This is a genomic window from Acinetobacter sp. ANC_7553 (genome assembly GCF_056779895.1).
Map to the genome: position 1 here is coordinate 31,761 of NZ_JBWYIV010000009.1, position 19,766 is coordinate 51,526.

The 19,766-nt window shown below is 38.1% G+C and carries 17 protein-coding genes and 1 tRNA gene; 12 read left to right on the top strand and 6 right to left on the bottom strand.

The features are described 5' to 3' along the window. Positions 1–2: 2 nt before the first annotated feature. The 5 genes from AC1M9I_RS08455 to putP all read left to right on the top strand — a co-directional run bounded on the left by AC1M9I_RS08455 (position 3) and on the right by putP (position 4,722). The gene (locus AC1M9I_RS08455) at positions 3–620 is read left to right on the top strand and encodes a lysophospholipid acyltransferase family protein (RefSeq protein ID WP_481591646.1); all 618 of its coding nucleotides are present in this window, start codon (positions 3–5) and stop codon (positions 618–620) included. Between the two features lie 74 nt (positions 621–694). Further along, the gene (locus AC1M9I_RS08460; protein ID WP_051586590.1) at positions 695–1,624 is read left to right on the top strand and encodes a patatin-like phospholipase family protein; all 930 of its coding nucleotides are present in this window, start codon (positions 695–697) and stop codon (positions 1,622–1,624) included. An 86-nt stretch (positions 1,625–1,710) separates the two neighbouring features. Next, on the top strand, positions 1,711–2,184 hold the full coding sequence (locus AC1M9I_RS08465) for an NfeD family protein (protein ID WP_179998566.1): 474 nt from the start codon (positions 1,711–1,713) through the stop codon (positions 2,182–2,184). 24 nt (positions 2,185–2,208) lie between these two features. After that, positions 2,209–3,063, top strand: coding sequence for an SPFH domain-containing protein (locus AC1M9I_RS08470; RefSeq protein WP_481587249.1), 855 nt, complete (start codon positions 2,209–2,211; stop codon positions 3,061–3,063). 168 nt (positions 3,064–3,231) lie between these two features. Next, complete coding sequence (gene putP / locus AC1M9I_RS08475; protein ID WP_481610924.1) at positions 3,232–4,722, top strand: sodium/proline symporter PutP; 1,491 nt, start codon at positions 3,232–3,234, stop codon at positions 4,720–4,722. Between the two features lie 34 nt (positions 4,723–4,756). Here the strand turns inward: putP and AC1M9I_RS08480 are convergent, their stop codons facing one another. From AC1M9I_RS08480 to prpF, 3 genes are all read right to left on the bottom strand, one after another. Continuing rightward, positions 4,757–5,668, bottom strand: a complete 912-nt coding sequence (locus AC1M9I_RS08480; RefSeq protein WP_481593593.1) for a polyprenyl synthetase family protein — start codon at positions 5,666–5,668, stop codon at positions 4,757–4,759. A 136-nt stretch (positions 5,669–5,804) separates the two neighbouring features. Then, positions 5,805–6,767: a GGDEF domain-containing protein gene (locus AC1M9I_RS08485; protein WP_481593594.1), complete on the bottom strand. Its 963-nt coding sequence runs from the start codon at positions 6,765–6,767 to the stop codon at positions 5,805–5,807. A gap of 234 nt (positions 6,768–7,001) precedes the next feature. Beyond that, complete coding sequence (prpF, locus tag AC1M9I_RS08490; protein ID WP_481610925.1) at positions 7,002–8,189, bottom strand: 2-methylaconitate cis-trans isomerase PrpF; 1,188 nt, start codon at positions 8,187–8,189, stop codon at positions 7,002–7,004. A gap of 322 nt (positions 8,190–8,511) precedes the next feature. Between prpF and AC1M9I_RS08495 the strand changes: the two genes are divergently transcribed. The 5 genes from AC1M9I_RS08495 to AC1M9I_RS08515 all read left to right on the top strand — a co-directional run bounded on the left by AC1M9I_RS08495 (position 8,512) and on the right by AC1M9I_RS08515 (position 14,698). After that, on the top strand, positions 8,512–9,861 hold the full coding sequence (locus AC1M9I_RS08495; RefSeq protein ID WP_481610926.1) for an amino acid permease: 1,350 nt from the start codon (positions 8,512–8,514) through the stop codon (positions 9,859–9,861). A 70-nt stretch (positions 9,862–9,931) separates the two neighbouring features. Continuing rightward, a tRNA-Arg gene (locus AC1M9I_RS08500) sits at positions 9,932–10,007 on the top strand. Between the two features lie 219 nt (positions 10,008–10,226). Further along, positions 10,227–11,513 (top strand): OmpP1/FadL family transporter, encoded by a 1,287-nt coding sequence (locus tag AC1M9I_RS08505; protein WP_481593596.1) that lies wholly within the window; start codon positions 10,227–10,229, stop codon positions 11,511–11,513. Between the two features lie 336 nt (positions 11,514–11,849). Beyond that, complete coding sequence (locus AC1M9I_RS08510) at positions 11,850–13,214, top strand: OmpP1/FadL family transporter (RefSeq protein ID WP_092767002.1); 1,365 nt, start codon at positions 11,850–11,852, stop codon at positions 13,212–13,214. A gap of 296 nt (positions 13,215–13,510) precedes the next feature. Further along, entirely contained in the window at positions 13,511–14,698 is a 1,188-nt protein-coding gene (locus AC1M9I_RS08515) for an OmpP1/FadL family transporter (protein WP_481610927.1), read from the top strand. A 51-nt stretch (positions 14,699–14,749) separates the two neighbouring features. On the opposite strand, the gene thrH is transcribed toward AC1M9I_RS08515, so the two are convergent. Beyond that, a complete protein-coding gene (gene thrH, locus AC1M9I_RS08520; protein ID WP_481610928.1) occupies positions 14,750–15,367 on the bottom strand; it encodes a bifunctional phosphoserine phosphatase/homoserine phosphotransferase ThrH in 618 nt (205 codons plus the stop codon). A 198-nt stretch (positions 15,368–15,565) separates the two neighbouring features. Between thrH and AC1M9I_RS08525 the strand changes: the two genes are divergently transcribed. Continuing rightward, positions 15,566–16,300, top strand: a complete 735-nt coding sequence (locus AC1M9I_RS08525; protein WP_035269807.1) for a phosphoadenylyl-sulfate reductase — start codon at positions 15,566–15,568, stop codon at positions 16,298–16,300. 166 nt (positions 16,301–16,466) lie between these two features. Continuing rightward, positions 16,467–17,921, top strand: coding sequence for a WS/DGAT/MGAT family O-acyltransferase (locus AC1M9I_RS08530; protein ID WP_481610929.1), 1,455 nt, complete (start codon positions 16,467–16,469; stop codon positions 17,919–17,921). A gap of 52 nt (positions 17,922–17,973) precedes the next feature. Here the strand turns inward: AC1M9I_RS08530 and AC1M9I_RS08535 are convergent, their stop codons facing one another. After that, positions 17,974–18,141, bottom strand: coding sequence for a PA1571 family protein (locus AC1M9I_RS08535; RefSeq protein ID WP_171076802.1), 168 nt, complete (start codon positions 18,139–18,141; stop codon positions 17,974–17,976). 136 nt (positions 18,142–18,277) lie between these two features. Next, entirely contained in the window at positions 18,278–19,732 is a 1,455-nt protein-coding gene (rng, locus tag AC1M9I_RS08540; RefSeq protein WP_035269804.1) for a ribonuclease G, read from the bottom strand. Positions 19,733–19,766 lie beyond the last annotated feature (34 nt).

Genomic DNA, 19,766 nt, shown 5'->3' on the forward strand with positions numbered 1-19,766 from the left:
CAATGAACAATAGATTTCCAAAATTACCATCACAAGTTCCTCAACGCGGTTCAACGTTGAGTCGAGCAGCGTTCAAACAGCTTTATCTTCGACAAGGCTGGTCTTTTGAAGGAGAATTTCCAAATTTTCCCAAAGCTGTCGCAATTGTGTCCCCGCATACATCAAATTATGATGGACTGTATGCCTTTCTCGCGATGCTTGGCATTGGCATTGAAGTCACAATCTTTGGAAAAGATAGTCTGTTCAAATCTCCACTCAAACATTTACTCAAATGGATCGGGGTGATTCCGGTAAAACGCGATACCCCCCAAGGCTTGACTCAACAAATTGTTCAAGCTATTCATGAACGAGATAAAATTTGGGTGGCAATGGCACCTGAAGGTACACGAAAAAGTGCTAAAAAGATTCGCAGCGGTTTTTATCACATTGCCTTAGGTGCAAATATACCAGTGGTAATGTTTGCATTTGACTATGATCATAAAGTCATACGATGTTTAGGAAGCCTTGAAATGACGGGAGACTATGAATCTGATCTGCACAAAATATTAGAATATTATCGTGGAAAAATTTCTCCTAAAAATATAAGTCGTTTAGCATTACCCTTTAAAGAACTTTTGTAAAAATGCTAGAAAAATAGACAGCAATCTGTTGAGATATGCCTAAAATTTTGACACTTTTTAACAGATTAATGTCTATGTCATTGCTCCTCAATCTTCCCAAAATCAGCTTCATTGGCCTGAGTTTATTGGCGCTATCAGGCTGTAACTCTACTGTAAAAAATCCTACACAATCCACTCAAATTCAAGCACGCGAGCCAGTGATCGCCATTGCTCTAGGCGGTGGTGGTGCAAAAGGTTTTGCGCATATTGGTGTATTAAAGGTTTTAGAATCTCATGGTATAAAACCCAAAATTGTTACGGGTACAAGTGCTGGAAGTTTTGTCGGTAGTATTTATGCTTCAGGCAAATCTCCCTATCAACTACAGCAAATTGCACTTCAGCTGAAAGAGTCCGATATTCGTGATTTAACTTTAAATCGACAGGGTGTGGTCCTCGGTCAAAAGCTCCAAGATTATGTCAATCGACAGGTTGGGAACAAACCGATTGAACAATTCCCGATTCGATTTGCTGCAGTTGCCACACGTTTAGATAATGGTAAACGCGCTGATTTCGTCAAAGGTAATACAGGTCAAGCCGTAAGAGCGTCATGTAGTATCCCTAACGTCTTTGTTCCAACAACGATTGGCAAAACCAAATATGTTGATGGTGGACTCGTGAGTCCAATTCCAGTTCAAACTGCCAAAAATATGGGTGCAGATATTGTGATAGCAGTTGATATTTCTGCACGCCCTGCAGGCAATAAGCCGATGAGCATGTGGGGACTGTTGGATCAAACGATTAATATTATGGGTCAACAAAGTATCAATACTGAACTCAATGCAGCTACAGTCGTGATTCAGCCAAAAGTTGGCCATTTAGGAACTTTGGATTTGAAAGCCAGCAATGAGGCAATACTTGAAGGTGAGAAAGCAGCGCAACTGAAAATTAAATCAATAGATACCGCAATTGCCAATTTCAAAAAATCTCCTGCTGCTTTCAAACCTGCACCAACAGCTCGCTTTTAAGCATTTTTTATAGGCTTCTCTGCCCTAGTCTGTTATCTTGATATAGATGTTTTCGTCTATAACAAGATAACGATTAGAGTAGATGTATGGACTTATTGATTGAACCTTGGCATTGGTTTGTATTAGGTATTTTGCTCATCCTGTCTGAGCTCATTTTACCGGCCTTTGCTGCACTGTGGTTTGGTATAGCTGCAGTCATTATTAGCATACTGGTGTGGCTATTTCCTTCTATGGGGCTTCCAGCTCAAATTATTTTATGGGTTGTCCTATCGATTTCATGTACGGTGATTTGGTTTAAATTTATTAAACCGCTTTCCGTTGATAAGACCAAAGCGGGGCTCTCACGTGAAGCGACAATCGGACAAGTTGGGATGGTCATTCAAATTGGTCATGAACCTGAATTGGTCAAAGTTCGGTTTCAGCTTCCAGTTCTCGGCTCTGACGAATGGAATTGCAGAACACTGAGCCCTGTTCAGGTCGGTGATCGTGTCAGAGTTACAGATATTTTAGGTAATGAGCTGGTCGTTCAAGCGCACAATAACCTCAATTCACCGTTATAAACAATAATTCTTAAAGGAGTAGAAATGTCTGGTTCAATTATTGCCATCGCATTTTTGGCATTCGTCGGGATCACTATTTTTAAAGGGGTTCGTATCGTTCCTCAAGGCTATAAATGGATTGTACAACGTCTGGGTAAATACCATACGACCTTAAGTCCAGGTCTAAACTTTGTGATTCCTTATGTTGATGAAGTCGCATATAAAGTCACGACAAAAGATATCGTTCTCGATATTCCATCTCAAGAAGTAATTACAAGAGATAACGCAGTTCTTTTAATGAACGCTGTTGCCTATATCAACATTACTACACCAGAAAAAGCAGTCTACGGTATCGAAAACTATACTTGGGCAATCCAAAACCTTGTCCAAACTTCTCTACGTTCGATTGTAGGTGAAATGGACTTGGATGATGCTTTATCTTCACGTGATCACATTAAAGCGAAGCTAAAAGCAGCAATTTCTGATGATATTTCAGATTGGGGAATTACGCTTAAAACGGTTGAAATCCAAGATATTCAACCATCAAGTACAATGCAATCTGCAATGGAAGCCCAAGCCGCAGCTGAACGTCAACGTCGTGCGACAGTGACACGTGCTGATGGTGAAAAACAAGCTGCGATTCTTGAAGCTGAAGGTCGTCTTGAAGCATCACGTCGCGATGCTGAGGCTCAAGTTGTACTCGCTGAAGCTTCAGAAAAAGCCATTAATATGGTTACCAATGCTGTAGGCGACAAAGAGATCCCTGTCGCTTATCTACTTGGTGAACAATATGTAAAAGCAATGCAGGATATGGCTAAATCTAATAATGCTAAAACTGTGGTATTGCCTGCTGACATCATGAATACGATTCGTGGGGTAATGGGTCGTAATAATCCTTAAATCGCTCAAACACTCTTCAAAATTTAAAAAGGCAGCTTCGGCTGCCTTTGTTATTGATATGACTCAAGATTCAAATCTTCAGCATTTATTTTAAATTTATGGTTAAATTTCGCATCCTGAAAGATTGCATGAAAACAATCTATCGTCTAACTGCATCATGGAAATTGTATGAGCACCTTTGATCCCACCTTAATCACTTTCTTGTTCTATATTGTCGCCATGGTCGTGATTGGTTTAATCGCGTATCGAGCGACCACGAACTTTTCAGATTATATTTTGGGTGGACGACGCTTGGGAAGTTTTGTAACAGCCCTTTCAGCTGGTGCTTCTGACATGAGTGGCTGGTTACTTATGGGTTTGCCAGGTGCTATTTATCTTTCTGGTCTATCAGAAATGTGGATTGCAATTGGTTTAATTATTGGTGCATGGCTCAACTGGCTGTTAGTGGCAGGACGTCTCAGAGTTCATACTGAAGTTCAACACAATGCCCTTACACTCCCAGATTACTTTTCCAATCGTTTTAATGATCAGAAAAAAATTCTACGAATCGTTTCTGCATTTGTCATTTTAATCTTCTTTGCCATTTATTGTGCTTCAGGCATGGTGGCAGGCGCTCGATTATTTGAAAGTATGTTTGATCTGCCTTATAGCACTGCCCTTTGGATTAGTGCAATTGCAACGATCAGTTATGTGTTTATTGGTGGGTTCTTGGCTGTTTCTTGGACAGACACCATCCAAGCGGGATTAATGATTTTTGCCTTATTGCTTACCCCCATCGTAGCTTTACTGACTTTTTCCGATTTATCTCAAGTGAATCTAGCACTTGAAGCAGCGCGACCAGAAGCAAGCAGTTTAATGGGTAACTTAAGTACCGTCGCAATTATTTCATTACTGGCTTGGGGTTTAGGCTATTTCGGACAACCTCATATTCTCGTACGTTTTATGGCTGCTGATTCAGTTAAATCGATTCCTAATGCTCGTCGTATTGGTATGACTTGGATGATTCTGTGCCTTGGTGGTGCAGTGGCTGCTGGATATGTCGGTATTGCTTATTTTCAGCAAAATCCACAGTTCGCTAATATTGTGAATGCTAACCCTGAAACTGTATTTATGGAGTTAACGAAAGTTCTATTTAACCCATGGATCGCCGGCATTGTATTAGCTGCAATTTTGGCTGCGGTAATGAGTACATTGAGTTGTCAACTTCTTGTATGTTCAAGCACTTTAACCGAAGATTTTTATAAATCTTTCATCCGTAAAACTGCTTCTCAAAAAGAACTGGTTTGGGTGGGTCGTTTGATGGTGCTACTGATTGCTTTACTTGCGATTGTTTTAGCGTCAAACCCTGAATCTAAAGTACTTGGTCTAGTTGCCTACGCTTGGGCAGGCTTTGGGGCAGCATTTGGCCCGCTCATTATTCTGTCTTTATTCTGGAAACGCATGACTTTAAATGGCGCTTTGGCGGGGATGATCATTGGTGCAGTGACCGTTATTGTATGGAAAAATATTTGGGCTGATACTGGAATCTATGAAATCATTCCTGGCTTTATTTGCTCTCTCATCGCAATCATTGTTGTGAGTTTATTAGGTAAGCAACCGAACTCAGATGTTACTGACCGATTTGACGAAGCAGACCGATTATATAAAGCGACAAAATAACAAATAAAAAAGAGGACTTTCAGTCCTCTTTTTTTTAACTCTTTCGAGCAAGTAAAAAAGCTGAAATCTGTTTAAGTTCAGATGCTGAATCACCAAAATAATCTAAAGCACTAATGGCTTGCTGATGAAGCTTTTTTGCATATTCTTTTGCAGCATCTAAGCCCAATAAAGCTGGATATGTTGATTTTTCTACAAGTTCATCTTTTCCAGCGGTCTTTCCAAGCGTTTCAGTATCCGAAACTATATCTAAAATATCATCTTGTACTTGAAATGCTAAACCTAATGCTTGACCAAATTCACGCAATTTCGGTATTCCTGCATCTACACCGTCCATCACTGTCACTGCTGACATCATGATTGCCGCCTGAATCAGTGCACCAGTTTTATTAAGATGAATATTTTCCAATGCTTCCTGATCAATTTTCTTGCCTTCCGCTTGCAAATCTAGGACTTGACCACAAACCATCTTAGAAGATGATGTCGCCAATATCTGCATTTGCTTCAACACAATAGAAGGATCTACAGTGACTTGTGTATCAAAAAGGCGACTTCCTAAAACCTCAAATGCCATCGACTGCAAGATATCTCCCGCAAGTAGTGCTGTATCTTCACCATATGCAACATGGCAAGTTGGTTGACCACGACGCAATAAATCATTATCCATACATGGTAAGTCATCATGAGCAAGTGAATAGCAATGAATTAACTCGACTGCGACTGCTGCACGTCGCACAGCAGCAAAATTTTTATGATCTTCACTTAATTCTGCTGTTGCATACGCTAAAGCTGGACGAACCCGTTTTCCACCTAACATGACTGCATGATTTACAGCACTTTTCAAAGGCTCTGGAATGAAAAATGCATCTAGGGCAATTTTCAGATCCTGTTGGATTTGCTGCTGAGCACGTTGTAATACTTCACTATTCACAGAGATATGTACTGTCACTGCCGTCTTTGAACCTCAAGTTATACCGTTTCATGTCGGTATATATAAAATTGTCCTTATTCTACAACCAATTGTGATTGCTACAAAACACAATGCTGATTTGTTTTATTTAGTGATAGGTTTAAATGAAGAGTGACTATTCATCTAACACATGAATCGAGTTTCGACCCAATACATGTGCAATGTCAACAGCCCGATCTAAGGTTTCTAATATTTGCTTTTCTGAGTACATTTTCTGGCAATTAGGATGAAAAATCCCAATCGCACACGTGAGTACCTCATCCTCTTGAGGATCGAAATAAATTTTTTCACGGACCAATGTTTGTTTTAGGCGTTCAGCAATGGTGAGAATTTTCCAAGGAGTCGATTCTTGAATCACCAAGATAAAACTTGCAGAATTCAAACGATAGACTTCTGCTAAATCTTGATTCAACTCCTCTTTAATCAGAGATCCAATACGACTCAAAATTTCATCGCCAATGGTATAACTATTGAGCTGATTAAACTTTTTAAAATTTTCGACTTCAAACTTGATAAAAGAATAATTTTTCCGATCTTGAATAAGGAAGCGATCTTTTAAAAACTGTTCAAATGCCAGCTTATTGTTCATCCCAGTCACAGGATCCAAATATAGCTCTTCAAACAACCTTTTATTATTTTGGATCAAGACACGTTCACGTCTTTTCAATTTTGTTATATCTGCACATACGATCAACACGCAATCCAAAGAGGTTGATTTATCTCTTAAAGCACTAAAATAAATTTGAAAAAAATGCCCTTTTGAATAGAACTCATTTTCAATTTTGTATAAGCGTGAATCATGTCGAAACAATTGCAGCGCATCTTGAAATAATTGGTAAACCGTCGTTGATACGAAACCTAATTTCTTTCCGAGTAAATAGAGTGCATCACTCTCATAGATATCAGCAAATAATTGATTTGCACTAATAAATACACCATCATGCTGAACTAGCGCCACAGGCACAGGGATTTTGGCAATCACAGATACCAAATCTAATTTATTTGTAGCATGAATTTGGTTTAGAAACTCTTGATCAATCTTGGGCGTATCCTGCTCAAAATTATTATCCTTCTTCATTGGTCTTTCTCATTTTAATTATTCGTGGAGCGAAGGCTATTCAGCAACTTAATTTTATGAATTCGGTGAATATAATCACGTTGACTTATTTCCTTAATATAACATGTCAAAATTGTCATAGTCTCAATTATTTATGAGTGAATCGTACTGTTAGTAATGCTTTCAGGCTAATTTAGTATACTTATCACATATTTTATGCGCGTAAAAAAACCACTCGAAAGTGGTTTTTTCATATTAAAACGTATCGCCAGGAATTCGCACCCATCCTTCCATGAGTACTCGAGCACTGCGACTCATAATGGCCTTTTTTACAGTCCATTGATCATTAATTTTTTCGGCTTCAGCGCCCACTCTGAGTGTTCCAGAAGGATGCCCAAATCTGACTGATTTTTTTTCACCACCACCTGAGGCTAAATTGACTAATGTTCTAGGAATTGCAGCGGCGGTTCCAATCGCTACAGCTGCGGTTCCCATCATGGCATGGTGTAGTTTACCCATTGATAAAGCACGAACCGTCAAGTCGATCTCATCAGCGTGTACTGCTTTTCCGCTAGATGAGATGTAATTTTTAGGCGCAGATACAAATGCAATTTTAGGTGTATGCTGACGTTGAACCGCTTCATCAATATGCTGAATAATACCCATCTTTACAGCACCATAAGCACGAATTTTTTCAAACTTGGCCAAGGCCTCGACATCATTATTGATATGATCCTGAAGTTCAGTTCCTTCATACCCTAAGTCTGAAGCACACATAAAAATAGTTGGAATACCCGCATTAATCAGCGTCACCTGAAAGCGACCAATATCTGGGACTTCCAGCTCATCAACCACATTTCCTGTGGGAAACATGGTAGCCCCATCCTCTCCATCATCTGCGGGATCTAAAAATTCTATTTGCACCTCTGCAGCTGGAAATGTTACCCCATCAAGCTCGAAATCACCTGTTTCCTGAACATGACCATTTGTAATTGGGACATGCGCGATAATCGTTTTCTGGATATTGACCTGCCAAATCTTTACCGTACAAATCCCATTCTCTGGAATCTTTTCTGCACTCACGAGACCATTTGAAATCGCAAATGAGCCTACTGCTGCCGTAAGATTGCCACAGTTGCCACTCCAATCGACAAATGGTCGATCAATCGCAACCTGTCCAAAAAGATAATCTACATCATGATCAGATTGAGCGCTTTTAGAGAGAATGACTGTCTTACTGGTACTAGATGAAGCACCACCCATTCCATCGATTTGTTTGCCATAAGGATCAGGGCTTCCTATCACACGTAATAAGATCTGATCTCTTGCTTTACCTGGAACTTGAGCTTCTTTAGGTAAATCATTTAAGTTAAAGAAAACACCTTTACTCGTTCCTCCACGCATATAAGTGGCTGGAATTTTAATTTGTGGTGTTGAACTCATAGCTCATTCCTTCTCTTTTAATATTTGTTATCAATCGTGATTTTTAGTTCAACACAGTATAAATGATTTTTTATGTGAACATGAGCACTTAACACTATGGTATGAATTTCCATCAATTACGATAGATTAAATTTAATTCACTCTCACAAAAACAAATTCTAATAAAATTAAATGATTGATTAAAAAATAATTAAATCATTTTTCTATAATAATTTTATTTTATTTAAATCATAAAAAATATTCATGAACGCTGACGTACTAGGCTAATGCAATTTGATCTATTACAATCTTGTAACTTATTTCAATCGTCGGGCTGAATACTTTGAATAACAAGTCTTCACAACTTCAGCGTGGCTTAAAGAATCGTCATATCCAATTAATCGCTATGGGTGGTGCAATTGGTACAGGCTTATTTTTAGGTTCCGCACACGTGATCCAATCTGCCGGCCCATCTATTATTTTGGGTTATGCAATTGGTGGTTTAATCGCTTTTTTAATTATGCGCCAATTAGGCGAAATGATTGTTCATGAACCTGTTGCAGGATCATTTAGTCATTTTGCAAATAAATATTGGGGTAAGTTTCCTGGATTCCTAGCAGGTTGGAACTATTGGATTCTTTATATTTTGGTCGCGATGACCGAATTAACAGCTGTTGCAAAATATATTAACTATTGGTGGCCTCACATTCCTGCTTGGTCATCAGTTCTTTTCTTCTTTATTATCATTACCTTAGTTAACCTCTGTAATGTTAAATTTTATGGAGAATCAGAGTTTTGGCTGTCTATTATTAAAGTAGCAGCTGTCGTGTCGATGATTATCTTCGGTCTATTCTTGTTGTTTACAGCAGGATCTGACTCTACTGCATCATTCAGTAATCTTTGGACTCACGGTGGTTTCTTCCCTCATGGATTCGAAGGTTTATTCTTCATGCTGGCATTCCTGATGTTCGCCTTTGGTGGTATTGAACTGATTGGTATGGCGGCAGCTGAGGCTGAAAATCCAGAGAAAACGATTCCTAAGGCAATTAATCAAGTTGTTTTCCGTATTCTGATTTTCTATGTTGGATCGCTTACAATTCTTCTTTCTTTAGTTCCATGGAATCAACTGCAACTTGGTGGTCTAGATAAAAGTCCATTCGTAATGATCTTCAGTCAACTGGGTATTGATTGGGCTGCTCACCTGCTCAACTTTATTATTTTGACTGCTGCGCTATCGGTATATAACAGTGGAATGTATGCAAATAGCCGTATGCTTTTTGGTTTAGCAAAACAAGGGAATGCCCCTAAAATTTTTGAAAAAACCAATAAACAAGGTGTACCTGTTCCTGCGGTATTGTTGTCAGCAGTGTTAATTTTCGGGTGTGTTTTATTAAACTATTTCGCACCTGAAGATGCTTTAAGTAATTTAATTTATATTGTCGTTGGTGCTCTAGTACTTAACTGGGCGATGATTGCTTTGACTCACTTGAAATTTAAGCAAGCGATGAAACAGTCGAATACCACTTCTAAATTTCCTGCTTTATGGTCACCAGCGAGTAACTATTTAGTTCTTGGGTTTATTCTTGTCGTGCTTTACATCATGTGGACTCAGAGCTTAAGCGGTGCTGTGATCATGATTCCGATCTGGATTATCCTGATGTTGGTATTGTTTAAATTACTTTACCGAAAATAGTAAGACACATTAAAAAAGTTATTGCTAAGCAATAACTTTTTTTCAAAAATTTATTTGATCAGATTTGTATGCGTCCTTAGCTTAACTGGATAGAGCAGTTGCCTCCTAAGTGACCGGCGTGGGTTCGAGTCCCGCAGGGCGCACCATTTTCTAAGATTAATACACTTATCAACAAATTGACCCAAAATAAAAAAAATAATGTCATTTCAGTCAAATTTTTGTTGCATCTCATTACCTTTATGATATGTTGTTTGTAGAGTAAAAAATAAACATTTTAGCATAAATCGTTTATTTATCAGCTCTTAAGGAAATAACTAAAAAAATTCTATTAAATTAAAAATTCAAATTATCTAAGGATAGATAACATGAAATTAAAAACCATCAGTGCATCTGTATTATTTGCTTTATTACCGATTTCCGGGGCTCATGCAGCCGCTATGGATCGCTCAGGTCAATCGATAGGAGCATTTTTACAACCAAATAATTACTTTGAAGCTGGTATCTCCATTATTGACCCTGATGTATCTGGAAAAAATCAATTGGGTCCAATTAGTGATATGGGTGATGATTATTATTTTCCAAGCGCAGCTTTGAAATTACAACTTAACGAAAATTTCTCTTTCGGTATTCTATATGATCAGCCATTTGGGGCATCTGCAACTTATACAGATGGTATGATTCCTGATGATGGAGCCTTAGGTAATCGGCCACTTGCAGGCACTAATGTAAAAGTTAATTCAAATAATATTACTGCTCTTTTCGGCTTTCAACCTAATGAACAATGGAACTTTTATGCAGGCGGTGTATATCAAGATGTGAGAGGCAACTTAACACTGTCTAGTATTGGTTATAATTCAACTTTTAAACGTGATGAAGGCTACGGTTGGTTAGCAGGAGCAGCTTTTCAAATACCAGAAATTGCATTAAAAGTGTCTTTGACTTATAGATCTGAAATTGATCATGAGCTTGACACTACTGAAAATTCAAATTTAGTCGTTGGTGTAATTAACAATCAAGTTGCAACAATTGATGGACTAGTAGCATTAGCAAACGGCACAGTAACATTTGAGCAAGTGGTAAGTTCTCTGCCTATTTCTGCAGAAGATAAAGCTCAAGCATTAGCAGCAAATAGTTTACGAAACAAACTACTTAATTCTGATTCAGAAAAAACTAAAATCTCCACACCTCAATCCGTTAATTTAGATTTCCAAACTGGCATTATGGCCAATACAGTTGCTTTTGCAAATGTACGATGGGTCGAATGGGGTGGCTATGGTATAGATATTGATAAATTTGGAAGTATTACCCAATTATTATCAGGCCAACGACAAAATATTATCGATTATGATAAAGATCAATGGTCTGCCACAGTTGGTGTTGGGCGAAAAATTAATGAAAAATGGGGTGGTGCTATTTCTGCCGGTTGGGATTCAGGTGCTGGTAATCCTGTAACTGCACTTGGTCCAACTGAAGGTTATTGGAATGTCGGATTAAGTGCACAGTTTAGTCCTACTCCAGCAACTTTTATCGGTGGAGGCGTCAAATATTTTTGGTTAGGAGATGCTGAAGCTCGTTCTGTTGGCAAATATGTCGGTAATTTTGAAGATAATAATGCTTGGGCATATGGTTTAAAAATGGGTTATCGTTTCTAAATGCCATTTATTTTTCAAAAGAGCACTTTAGTGCTCTTTTTTATTTAATCATGAATACCGTTGACTGACTGTATAGTTCATTTATAAATTAACGATAAGATAGTATGACTCAAAATTAAATAATTCATAAATTCAATAATTTATATAAAAATAAAATTCCTATTATTTTTATCAGAATTAAAATTCAATTATAAATTTATTTCCTTAGAGTATTTACTCTGATTCTTAATGTGTTATTTTGTGAATATATGATTTAGGATCAGTTTAAGATAACTAATCCTCAATTCAATTGGAAAATACAAAATAATTCATTGAAGAAGATCAGGGAAAATTCAAGTGAAATTAACAAAATTATCAGCTGCTGTATTATTCGGTTTAGCATCATCAGGCACTTTTGCTGCTGCATTAGATCGTTCTGGACAATCTATTTCATCATTCCTTCAACCAGGAAATTACTTTGAAGCAGGTATCTCAATTTTAGATCCATCTGTCTCTGGTAAAGATTTATCGGGTAATCATACTGGAGATATGGCTGGTGATTACTACTTCCCTACCGCAGCATTAAAAATACAAGCGACTGATAATATTTCAGTGGGTCTTTTATATGATCAACCTTTTGGTGCAGATGCTGAATACACAGGAACAAATAATTTTGTCGCTAGCCCAGCCGATGGTGTATTACCTGGAACTGCTTTGACAAATGGATTACCAGTAGTGACTGCTAATCCAACAGGAAGCTTTAACGGTATACCTGTAATCACAGATCCGTCTACTGGATTACCAGTTGCAATCGGTTTAGGAACTCAAATAACTGGAAACACATCTGTCGAAGTTGATACTCAAAACTTATCACTGATTTTAGGCTACCAACCTACAGAAAATTTTAACTTTTATGGTGGTGCAGTCTATCAAACAGTTAAAGGTAACGTAAAACTTCGTGGTTCAGCATATAGCTTATTTAATGGTTATGATGCTGATATTCCTGAAGACAATGCCTTTGGATGGTTAGCTGGCGCAGCATATCAAATTCCTGAGATTGCGCTTAAAGCATCGATTACTTATCGTTCCGAAATTGATCATAAAGTCAATGTTAATGAAAGTATTCCTCTCATTGCGCCTCTAGGTTCTTTACTAGTGGCTTCTGGAGCATTACCAGGTTCAGCTTTGGCAGGTCTTAATTCATCTGGTGAAACTAAAATCACTACACCACAATCTGTAAATTTAGATTTACAATCTGGCATTATGGCTAACACCGTAGCATTTGCAAACATACGTTGGGTAGACTGGTCAAGTTTCTCTATACGCCCTCATAAATTTGGTCAATTATCAGAGCTTGCTGGTGGACTATTACCATCTTTAGGCAAACCTAATGGATTTAACCTAGTTGATTATTCTAAAGATCAATGGTCTGTAACAACAGGTGTAGGTCGTAAATTTAACGAGCAATGGGCTGGTAATGTTTCAGTTGGATGGGACTCAGGTGCAGGCAATCCTGTAACGACACTTGGACCAACAGAAGGTTATTGGAACGTAGGTTTAGGTCTTCAATATAGCCCTACTCCAGCTACGTTTATTGCAGGTGGTGTTAAATACTTCTGGTTAGGTGATGCTGATGCTCAGACAGGTGCACATAGCGCAGCAGGAAAGTTTGAAGACAATGACGCTTTAGCTTATGGTCTTAAAATCGGCTATAAATTCTAATCATTCATCAATAAAAAAAGACCACATGATTGTGGTCTTTTTTTATTTTTATACAAGTATAAATTAATTGCCTGTTATATCATCATTTAAAATAAGAAAACGACTCAAACTACAATTCCTTTTTTGCTCAATAATATTTTTTAAAAACATGGACATAATTATTTAATCTCATAACTTGATATTGAAGCTACATAAATTTGATTATATTTCAAACATTTCCGAGTATTTACTCTTTTTTTATTTATGTTATTTTTCATGCAATTTTTTTCGCCATATGGCATTCATGGATGAACATCATGAAATTTAAAGTACTTTCATACTCTGTCTTATTATCTACGCTCCCATTAACTTCAATTTACGCCGCAGGATTAGATCGTTCAGGTCAGTCAATTTCAGCATTTCTCCAATCAGGTAATTATGCAGAAGCTGGTATTTCTGTTTTAGATCCCACCGTTAAAGGTTCTTCCACCGTGATTAATAAAATCACTGGTCAGGATTTAACAGGCGAAAAAATTACCGATATGGGCAGTGATTATTATTTTGTAAACACTGCTCTTAAACTACAGATTACTGACCAAGTTTCTTTAGGATTAATTTACGATCAGCCTTTTGGTGCAGATGCATTATACGATGCTAAAAATCAATCATTTGGGAATAGTTTAAGTGGTACATCAGTTGAAGTTAAAACACAAAATTTAACTGCACTTATTGGCTATCAACCCACTGAAAATTGGAATTTTTACGCTGGTCCAGTATGGCAAACAGTTGAAGCTGATATCAATTTAAAAGGTAGTGCATACCAAGTCTTAAATGGCTATAACATCCATGTAGACCAAAAAGAAGCTTATGGCTGGATTGCAGGTACTGCATACCAAATTCCAAAAACTGCATTAAAAGCATCTATCACTTATCGCTCTGAGATTAAACACAAAGCTCAGTCGAATGAAACCTCGCTCCTTCCACTTTACGCCGATGCATTAAAAAAGCCTGAGTTTAATAGATTAGATAAGATCGCTGCAGTAACTGAAGCAGTTACTCCACAATCTGTAAATATTGATTTACAGTCTGGAATTGCAACAAACACTTTGGCGTTTGCTAACCTGCGTTGGGTTCATTGGGATCAATTTACGGTTACACCTAAATTACTTGGATTAGTTGGACAGGACCTCATTTCGTATTCCGATGATCAGTACTCTGCAACCTTAGGTGTTGCACATAAATTTAATGATCAATGGGCAGCAACCACAACTGTAGGCTATGACTCTGGAGCTGGAAACCCTGTAACCACTTTAGGTCCAACTGAAGGTTATTGGAGTATAGGCTTAGGTGGTCAATTCAACCCATCACAGCAAAGCTTTATTCAAGCTGGTGTTAAATATTTCTGGTTAGGCGATGCAACTGCACAAACGGGTGGCATAAATGTTGGAGAATTCAGCAACAATTATGCATTAGGTTATGGCATGAAAATCGGGTATCGATTCTAACAATTGTTATAAGAAAAGGACGCTAAAGCGTCCTTTTTTCAAAGTAATAATTTAAGCTGGAATATCACGAACAGAAGCGTTGCGAATCGCTTCTTTCAATGCAGCATAACCATTAATCGCAGGAAATTGTGGGAATTCTGCAATTACATTATCTGGCGCATCAAATAAGAAACCTTGATCTGCTTCACCGAGCATCGTAGTATCGTTATACGAGTCGCCTGCAGCAATTACACGGAAATTTAAACCGTGTAAAGCTTGCACTGCTTTACGTTTTTGATCAGGTTGACGTAGTTTATAATTTGTAATCATACCATTTTCGTCAGTTTCAAATTTGTGACAGAAAATCGTAGGCCAACCCAATTGTTTCATCAATGGATGAGCAAATTCATAGAATGTGTCAGATAAAATGATCAGTTGGAAATGTGTACGAACCCATTCAACAAACTCTTTAGCGCCTTCAAACGGTCCCATATCTGCAATAACAGCTTGAATGTCATTTAAACCTAAACCATGTTGTTTAAGAATATTTAAACGCTGAGTCATGAGCACATCGTAGTCTGGAATATCTCGAGTTGTTGCTTCAAGCTCTTTAATTCCTGTTTTTTTTGCAAAATTAATCCAAATTTCAGGAACCAAAACGCCTTCAAGATCTAGACAAACGATTTCCATGATACTGCCCTCAGCATTAATAAAATTTGCAATATCATAGCCGAAGATTGCCGAATATCGATGTAATTTTTTAAATCTATTTTATTCATAAGTATTTATTTTTATTTCATAAGATAAATCTCTGAATTCAACTAAAATATACATCAAATATTTTAATATAGGACTTGTTGTTTCCAAGCCTATATCGCCAGGATTCTCATGACTACCATTCCAAGCATAGATTTAATTGATGCACTTGCATCAGAGTATGAAGATAAATCCCCTTCGGAAATTATAGCCTTAGCTTTAAATCAAACAGGTGAAATTGCCATTTCATTTTCAGGTGCTGAAGATGTTGTATTGATTGATATGGCTGCAAATTTAGGTAAACCTTTTCGCGTGTTTAGTCTAGATACAGGTCGCTTGCATTCAGAAACTTATCAATTTATTGAGACTGTTCGTAAGCACTATAATATCAACATTGAAATATGTTTCCCGGAAGCTGAAGCTGTTCAGAATCTGGTCAACGAAAAAGGACTGTTTAGCTTTTATCAAGATGATCATAAAGAGTGTTGTGGTATCCGTAAGGTTCAACCTCTTCGTAAAAAGTTAGCAACACTTGATGGTTGGATCACAGGTCAACGTAAAGATCAAAGTCCGGGTACACGTACTGAAATTCCAGTCATTCAAGCTGATCTAGGTTTTTCAGGTGAAGGTAAACAACTCATTAAATACAACCCTTTGGCGAATTGGACGAGTGCTGACGTTTGGAATTATATTCGCATGATGGAAATTCCATATAATCCATTGCATGAAAAAGGTTTTATTTCAATTGGATGTGAACCATGCACGCGTCCAGTACTTCCAAATCAGCACGAGCGTGAAGGTCGTTGGTGGTGGGAAGAAGCAACGCATAAAGAATGTGGTTTACATTCAGGTAATTTAAAAAAGTAAAAACTGTCTCACAAAGTTTTAAGCCACTGATTTAAAGTGGCTTTTTTGTACTGACCATTCATTAAAAAAATTTATGCCCCCTCCAACAAATACGTCTATACTGATCTCTTGGATTGATAATTCTAAAAAACAATTTTAGAAATTTGCAGTGAGGCAAACCTAGACTATGCGTCCATTACACCCGCTTGATTTTATTTTCTTATCTTTGGAAAAAAGACAACAGCCCATGCATGTTGGCGGATTATTTTTATTTGAAATTCCAGAAGATGCGCCACCAACCTTTATTCAAGATTTAGTGGCAGATATTCGCAACTCAAAATCTATTCCAATTCCACCGTTTAATAATAAATTAAACGGACTGTTTTGGGACACAGACACTGAATTCGATCTTGATCATCACTTCAGACATATTGCTCTACCACATCCTGGTCGTATTCGTGAGCTACTCACCTACATTTCCCAAGAGCACAGTTCATTAATTGATCGAGCTAAGCCATTATGGATGTGTCATATCATTGAGGGCATTGAAGGCAATCGTTTCGCCATGTATTTCAAAATACATCATGGGATGGTCGATGGTATTGCAGGCATGCGTTTAATTGAAAAATCACTCTCTCATGATCCAAATGCAAGAAGTATCGTTCCGCCATGGTGTGTCGAAGGTCCGCGTGCTAAGCGACTTAAAACACCTAAAGTAAGCCGTGCAAAACAAATCTTGTCTAATTTGAAAGGTCAAGTGCAGTCTACACCGGGTGTATTCAAAGTGCTGTCTGAAACTGTCTTTAAAGATATGGGACGTAATCCGGACTATGTATCTAGTTTTCAAGCCCCAAGTAGTATTCTGAATCAAAAAGTCAGCTCATCACGTCGTTTCGCTGCTCAGTCATATGAGTTTAAGCGTCTCAACCATATTTCAAAATCACTGGGTGTGACCATTAACGATATTGTGCTTGCGATTTGTTCCGGTGCTTTACGTGAATATTTAATCAGTCAAAGTGCTTTACCAGAAAAACCATTAATCGCTATGGTTCCTGTCTCCGTTCGTACTGATGATTCAGACATGTCAAATCGTATTACGATGATTCTGGCGAACTTAGCGACACATAAAGCCGATCCATTAGAACGACTCGATCTTATTCGTCGTAGCGTAATGAATGCGAAACAAAAATTCAAACGCATGACTTCAGATCAGATTCTCAACTATAGTGCCTTCGTATATGGTCCTGCAGGTTTAAATATCATCTCTGGTTTAGCACCTAAACGTCAGGCCTTTAACCTCGTTATTTCTAATGTTCCAGGGCCTAAAGAGCCGCTATATTGGAATGGTGCACGTTTGGACGCACTCTACCCTGCTTCTATCGTACTTGATGGTCAAGCATTGAATATTACAATGACCAGTTATATGGATAAATTAGAAGTCGGTTTAACCGCATGTCGAAATGCTTTGCCTAAGATGCAAAATTTATTGACCCATTTAGAAGATGAGATTCAACGATTTGAAAAAATTGTGGGTTTACCTGAAGATGAAAAACCGCAGATTATGAAAAAGACCACTAAGCGTAGTGCAGTGAAGAAACAAGTCGTAGCGGATATAGAAGTTGCAAATGAAAAACCAGCTTAAGGCTGTATATTTCGATATTCACAAAAAAATTAAGGGGCTTTAAAAAGGCCCCTTAATTTTTAATATTACGACACTGCTTGATTAATTGCTGACAGAGCGAAACGACCATCGCTTGTGTAACTCGAACTTCTTGACCTTGATCGTTGAGCATCAAGCAAGCGCTTTTGTTTGAATCCACAATTTGACGATGGCTACCCGCTAATTGTTCCGTTAAATTCATACCCACTTTGACCTCACTTTGCTAAGACAACATCGCTGTCTTTGGCTATTCGATTTGATTTCTTAAGTATTGAGAAATCGGGATCGAATGTAAAATCTCAGTTGTAACAAGTGTTTAACGATATTCTGTTACAATTTCAATTCAAAATGATATCGTATTGCTCTTGCGTGTATAAATTTTCGACTTGGAACTTAATGACACGTTTCACAAAATGCTCTAAATCAGAGACGGCCGCAGCTTCTACGGTTAATAATCGATCCACAACCGATGGATGCGCAACGACAGTAAAGTCAGTCTGAGACTCAAAATCTCGAGCATATCTTAATATCTCTCGAAAGATTTCGTAACAAACAGTCTCGGCACTTTTCACATAACCACGTCCCTGACACGTTGGACAAGACTCACATAACAAATGTTCAAGTGATTCACGCGTCCGTTTACGCGTCATTTCTACCAAGCCAAGCTCAGACACTTGAGTGATTTTAGTTTTTGCATGGTCACGTTCTAAGACTTTTTCAAATTGCTTAAGCACTTCATCACGGTGTGAGGCCTCTTGCATATCAATAAAGTCAATAATGATAATTCCACCTAAGTTGCGCAGTCTGAGTTGACGCACAATGACTTGTGTAGCTTCCATGTTGGTCTTAAAGACGGTGTCCTCAAGAGAGCGTCCACCTACATATGAGCCTGTATTGACGTCAATAGTGGTCATGGCCTCCGTCTGATCAATCATGAGATAACCACCAGACTTTAAAGCAACACGTGTTTGCAGTGCTTTTTGAATATCTGTTTCAACATTGTATAAGTCGAATATCGGACACTCACCAGGATAATGTTTCAGACGATCAACCATATTTGGTACAAACTCAGCCACGAACTCTTGTAGCTTGCCAAACACTTCTCTTGAATCGACTTGAATTTTTACCGTATCTTCATTTGCCAGATCACGGATGATACGTTGAGGAAGTGGTAGCTCTTCAAAGATAAGTGATGGCACCACGACACTTTTTTGTTTGCGCTGAATAAATTCCCAAAGTTTTGCCAAATACGCCATATCTTGCGCAATAGCGGCCTCTTCGATCCCCTCTGCTGCAGTTCGTACAATGACAGAACCGGGTAACTTATGTTCAGCTTGAATACGCTCAATGATCGAACGTAAACGATCACGCTCTTCTTCTGATTCGATTCGCTGAGACACGCCAGTATGATGTCCATAAGGCATCATCACCAAATAGCGAGAAGGAATGGAAAGATCAGTACTTAAACGCGCACCTTTCGTGCCTAACATATCTTTCATGACCTGCACTGTCAGAATCTGACCTGGTTGCAGAAGATCAAAGACATTTGGCGTCGGTTGATTACGAGGCCAAATCATGTCATTGATATGTAAAAAAGCAGTACGAGATAAGCCAATGTCTACAAATGCCGCTTGCATACCAGGCAATACACGTACAACTTTGGCTTTATAAATATTCCCGACTAAACCACGTTTAGCGTTGCGTTCAACAAATAGTTCGTTGACCGTCCCATTTTCAACTAACGCCACCCGACACTCCATTGGGGTGACGTTAATCAACAACTCGTCAGACATAAAAAACACTCAAAACATTATAAAAATTTTTTAA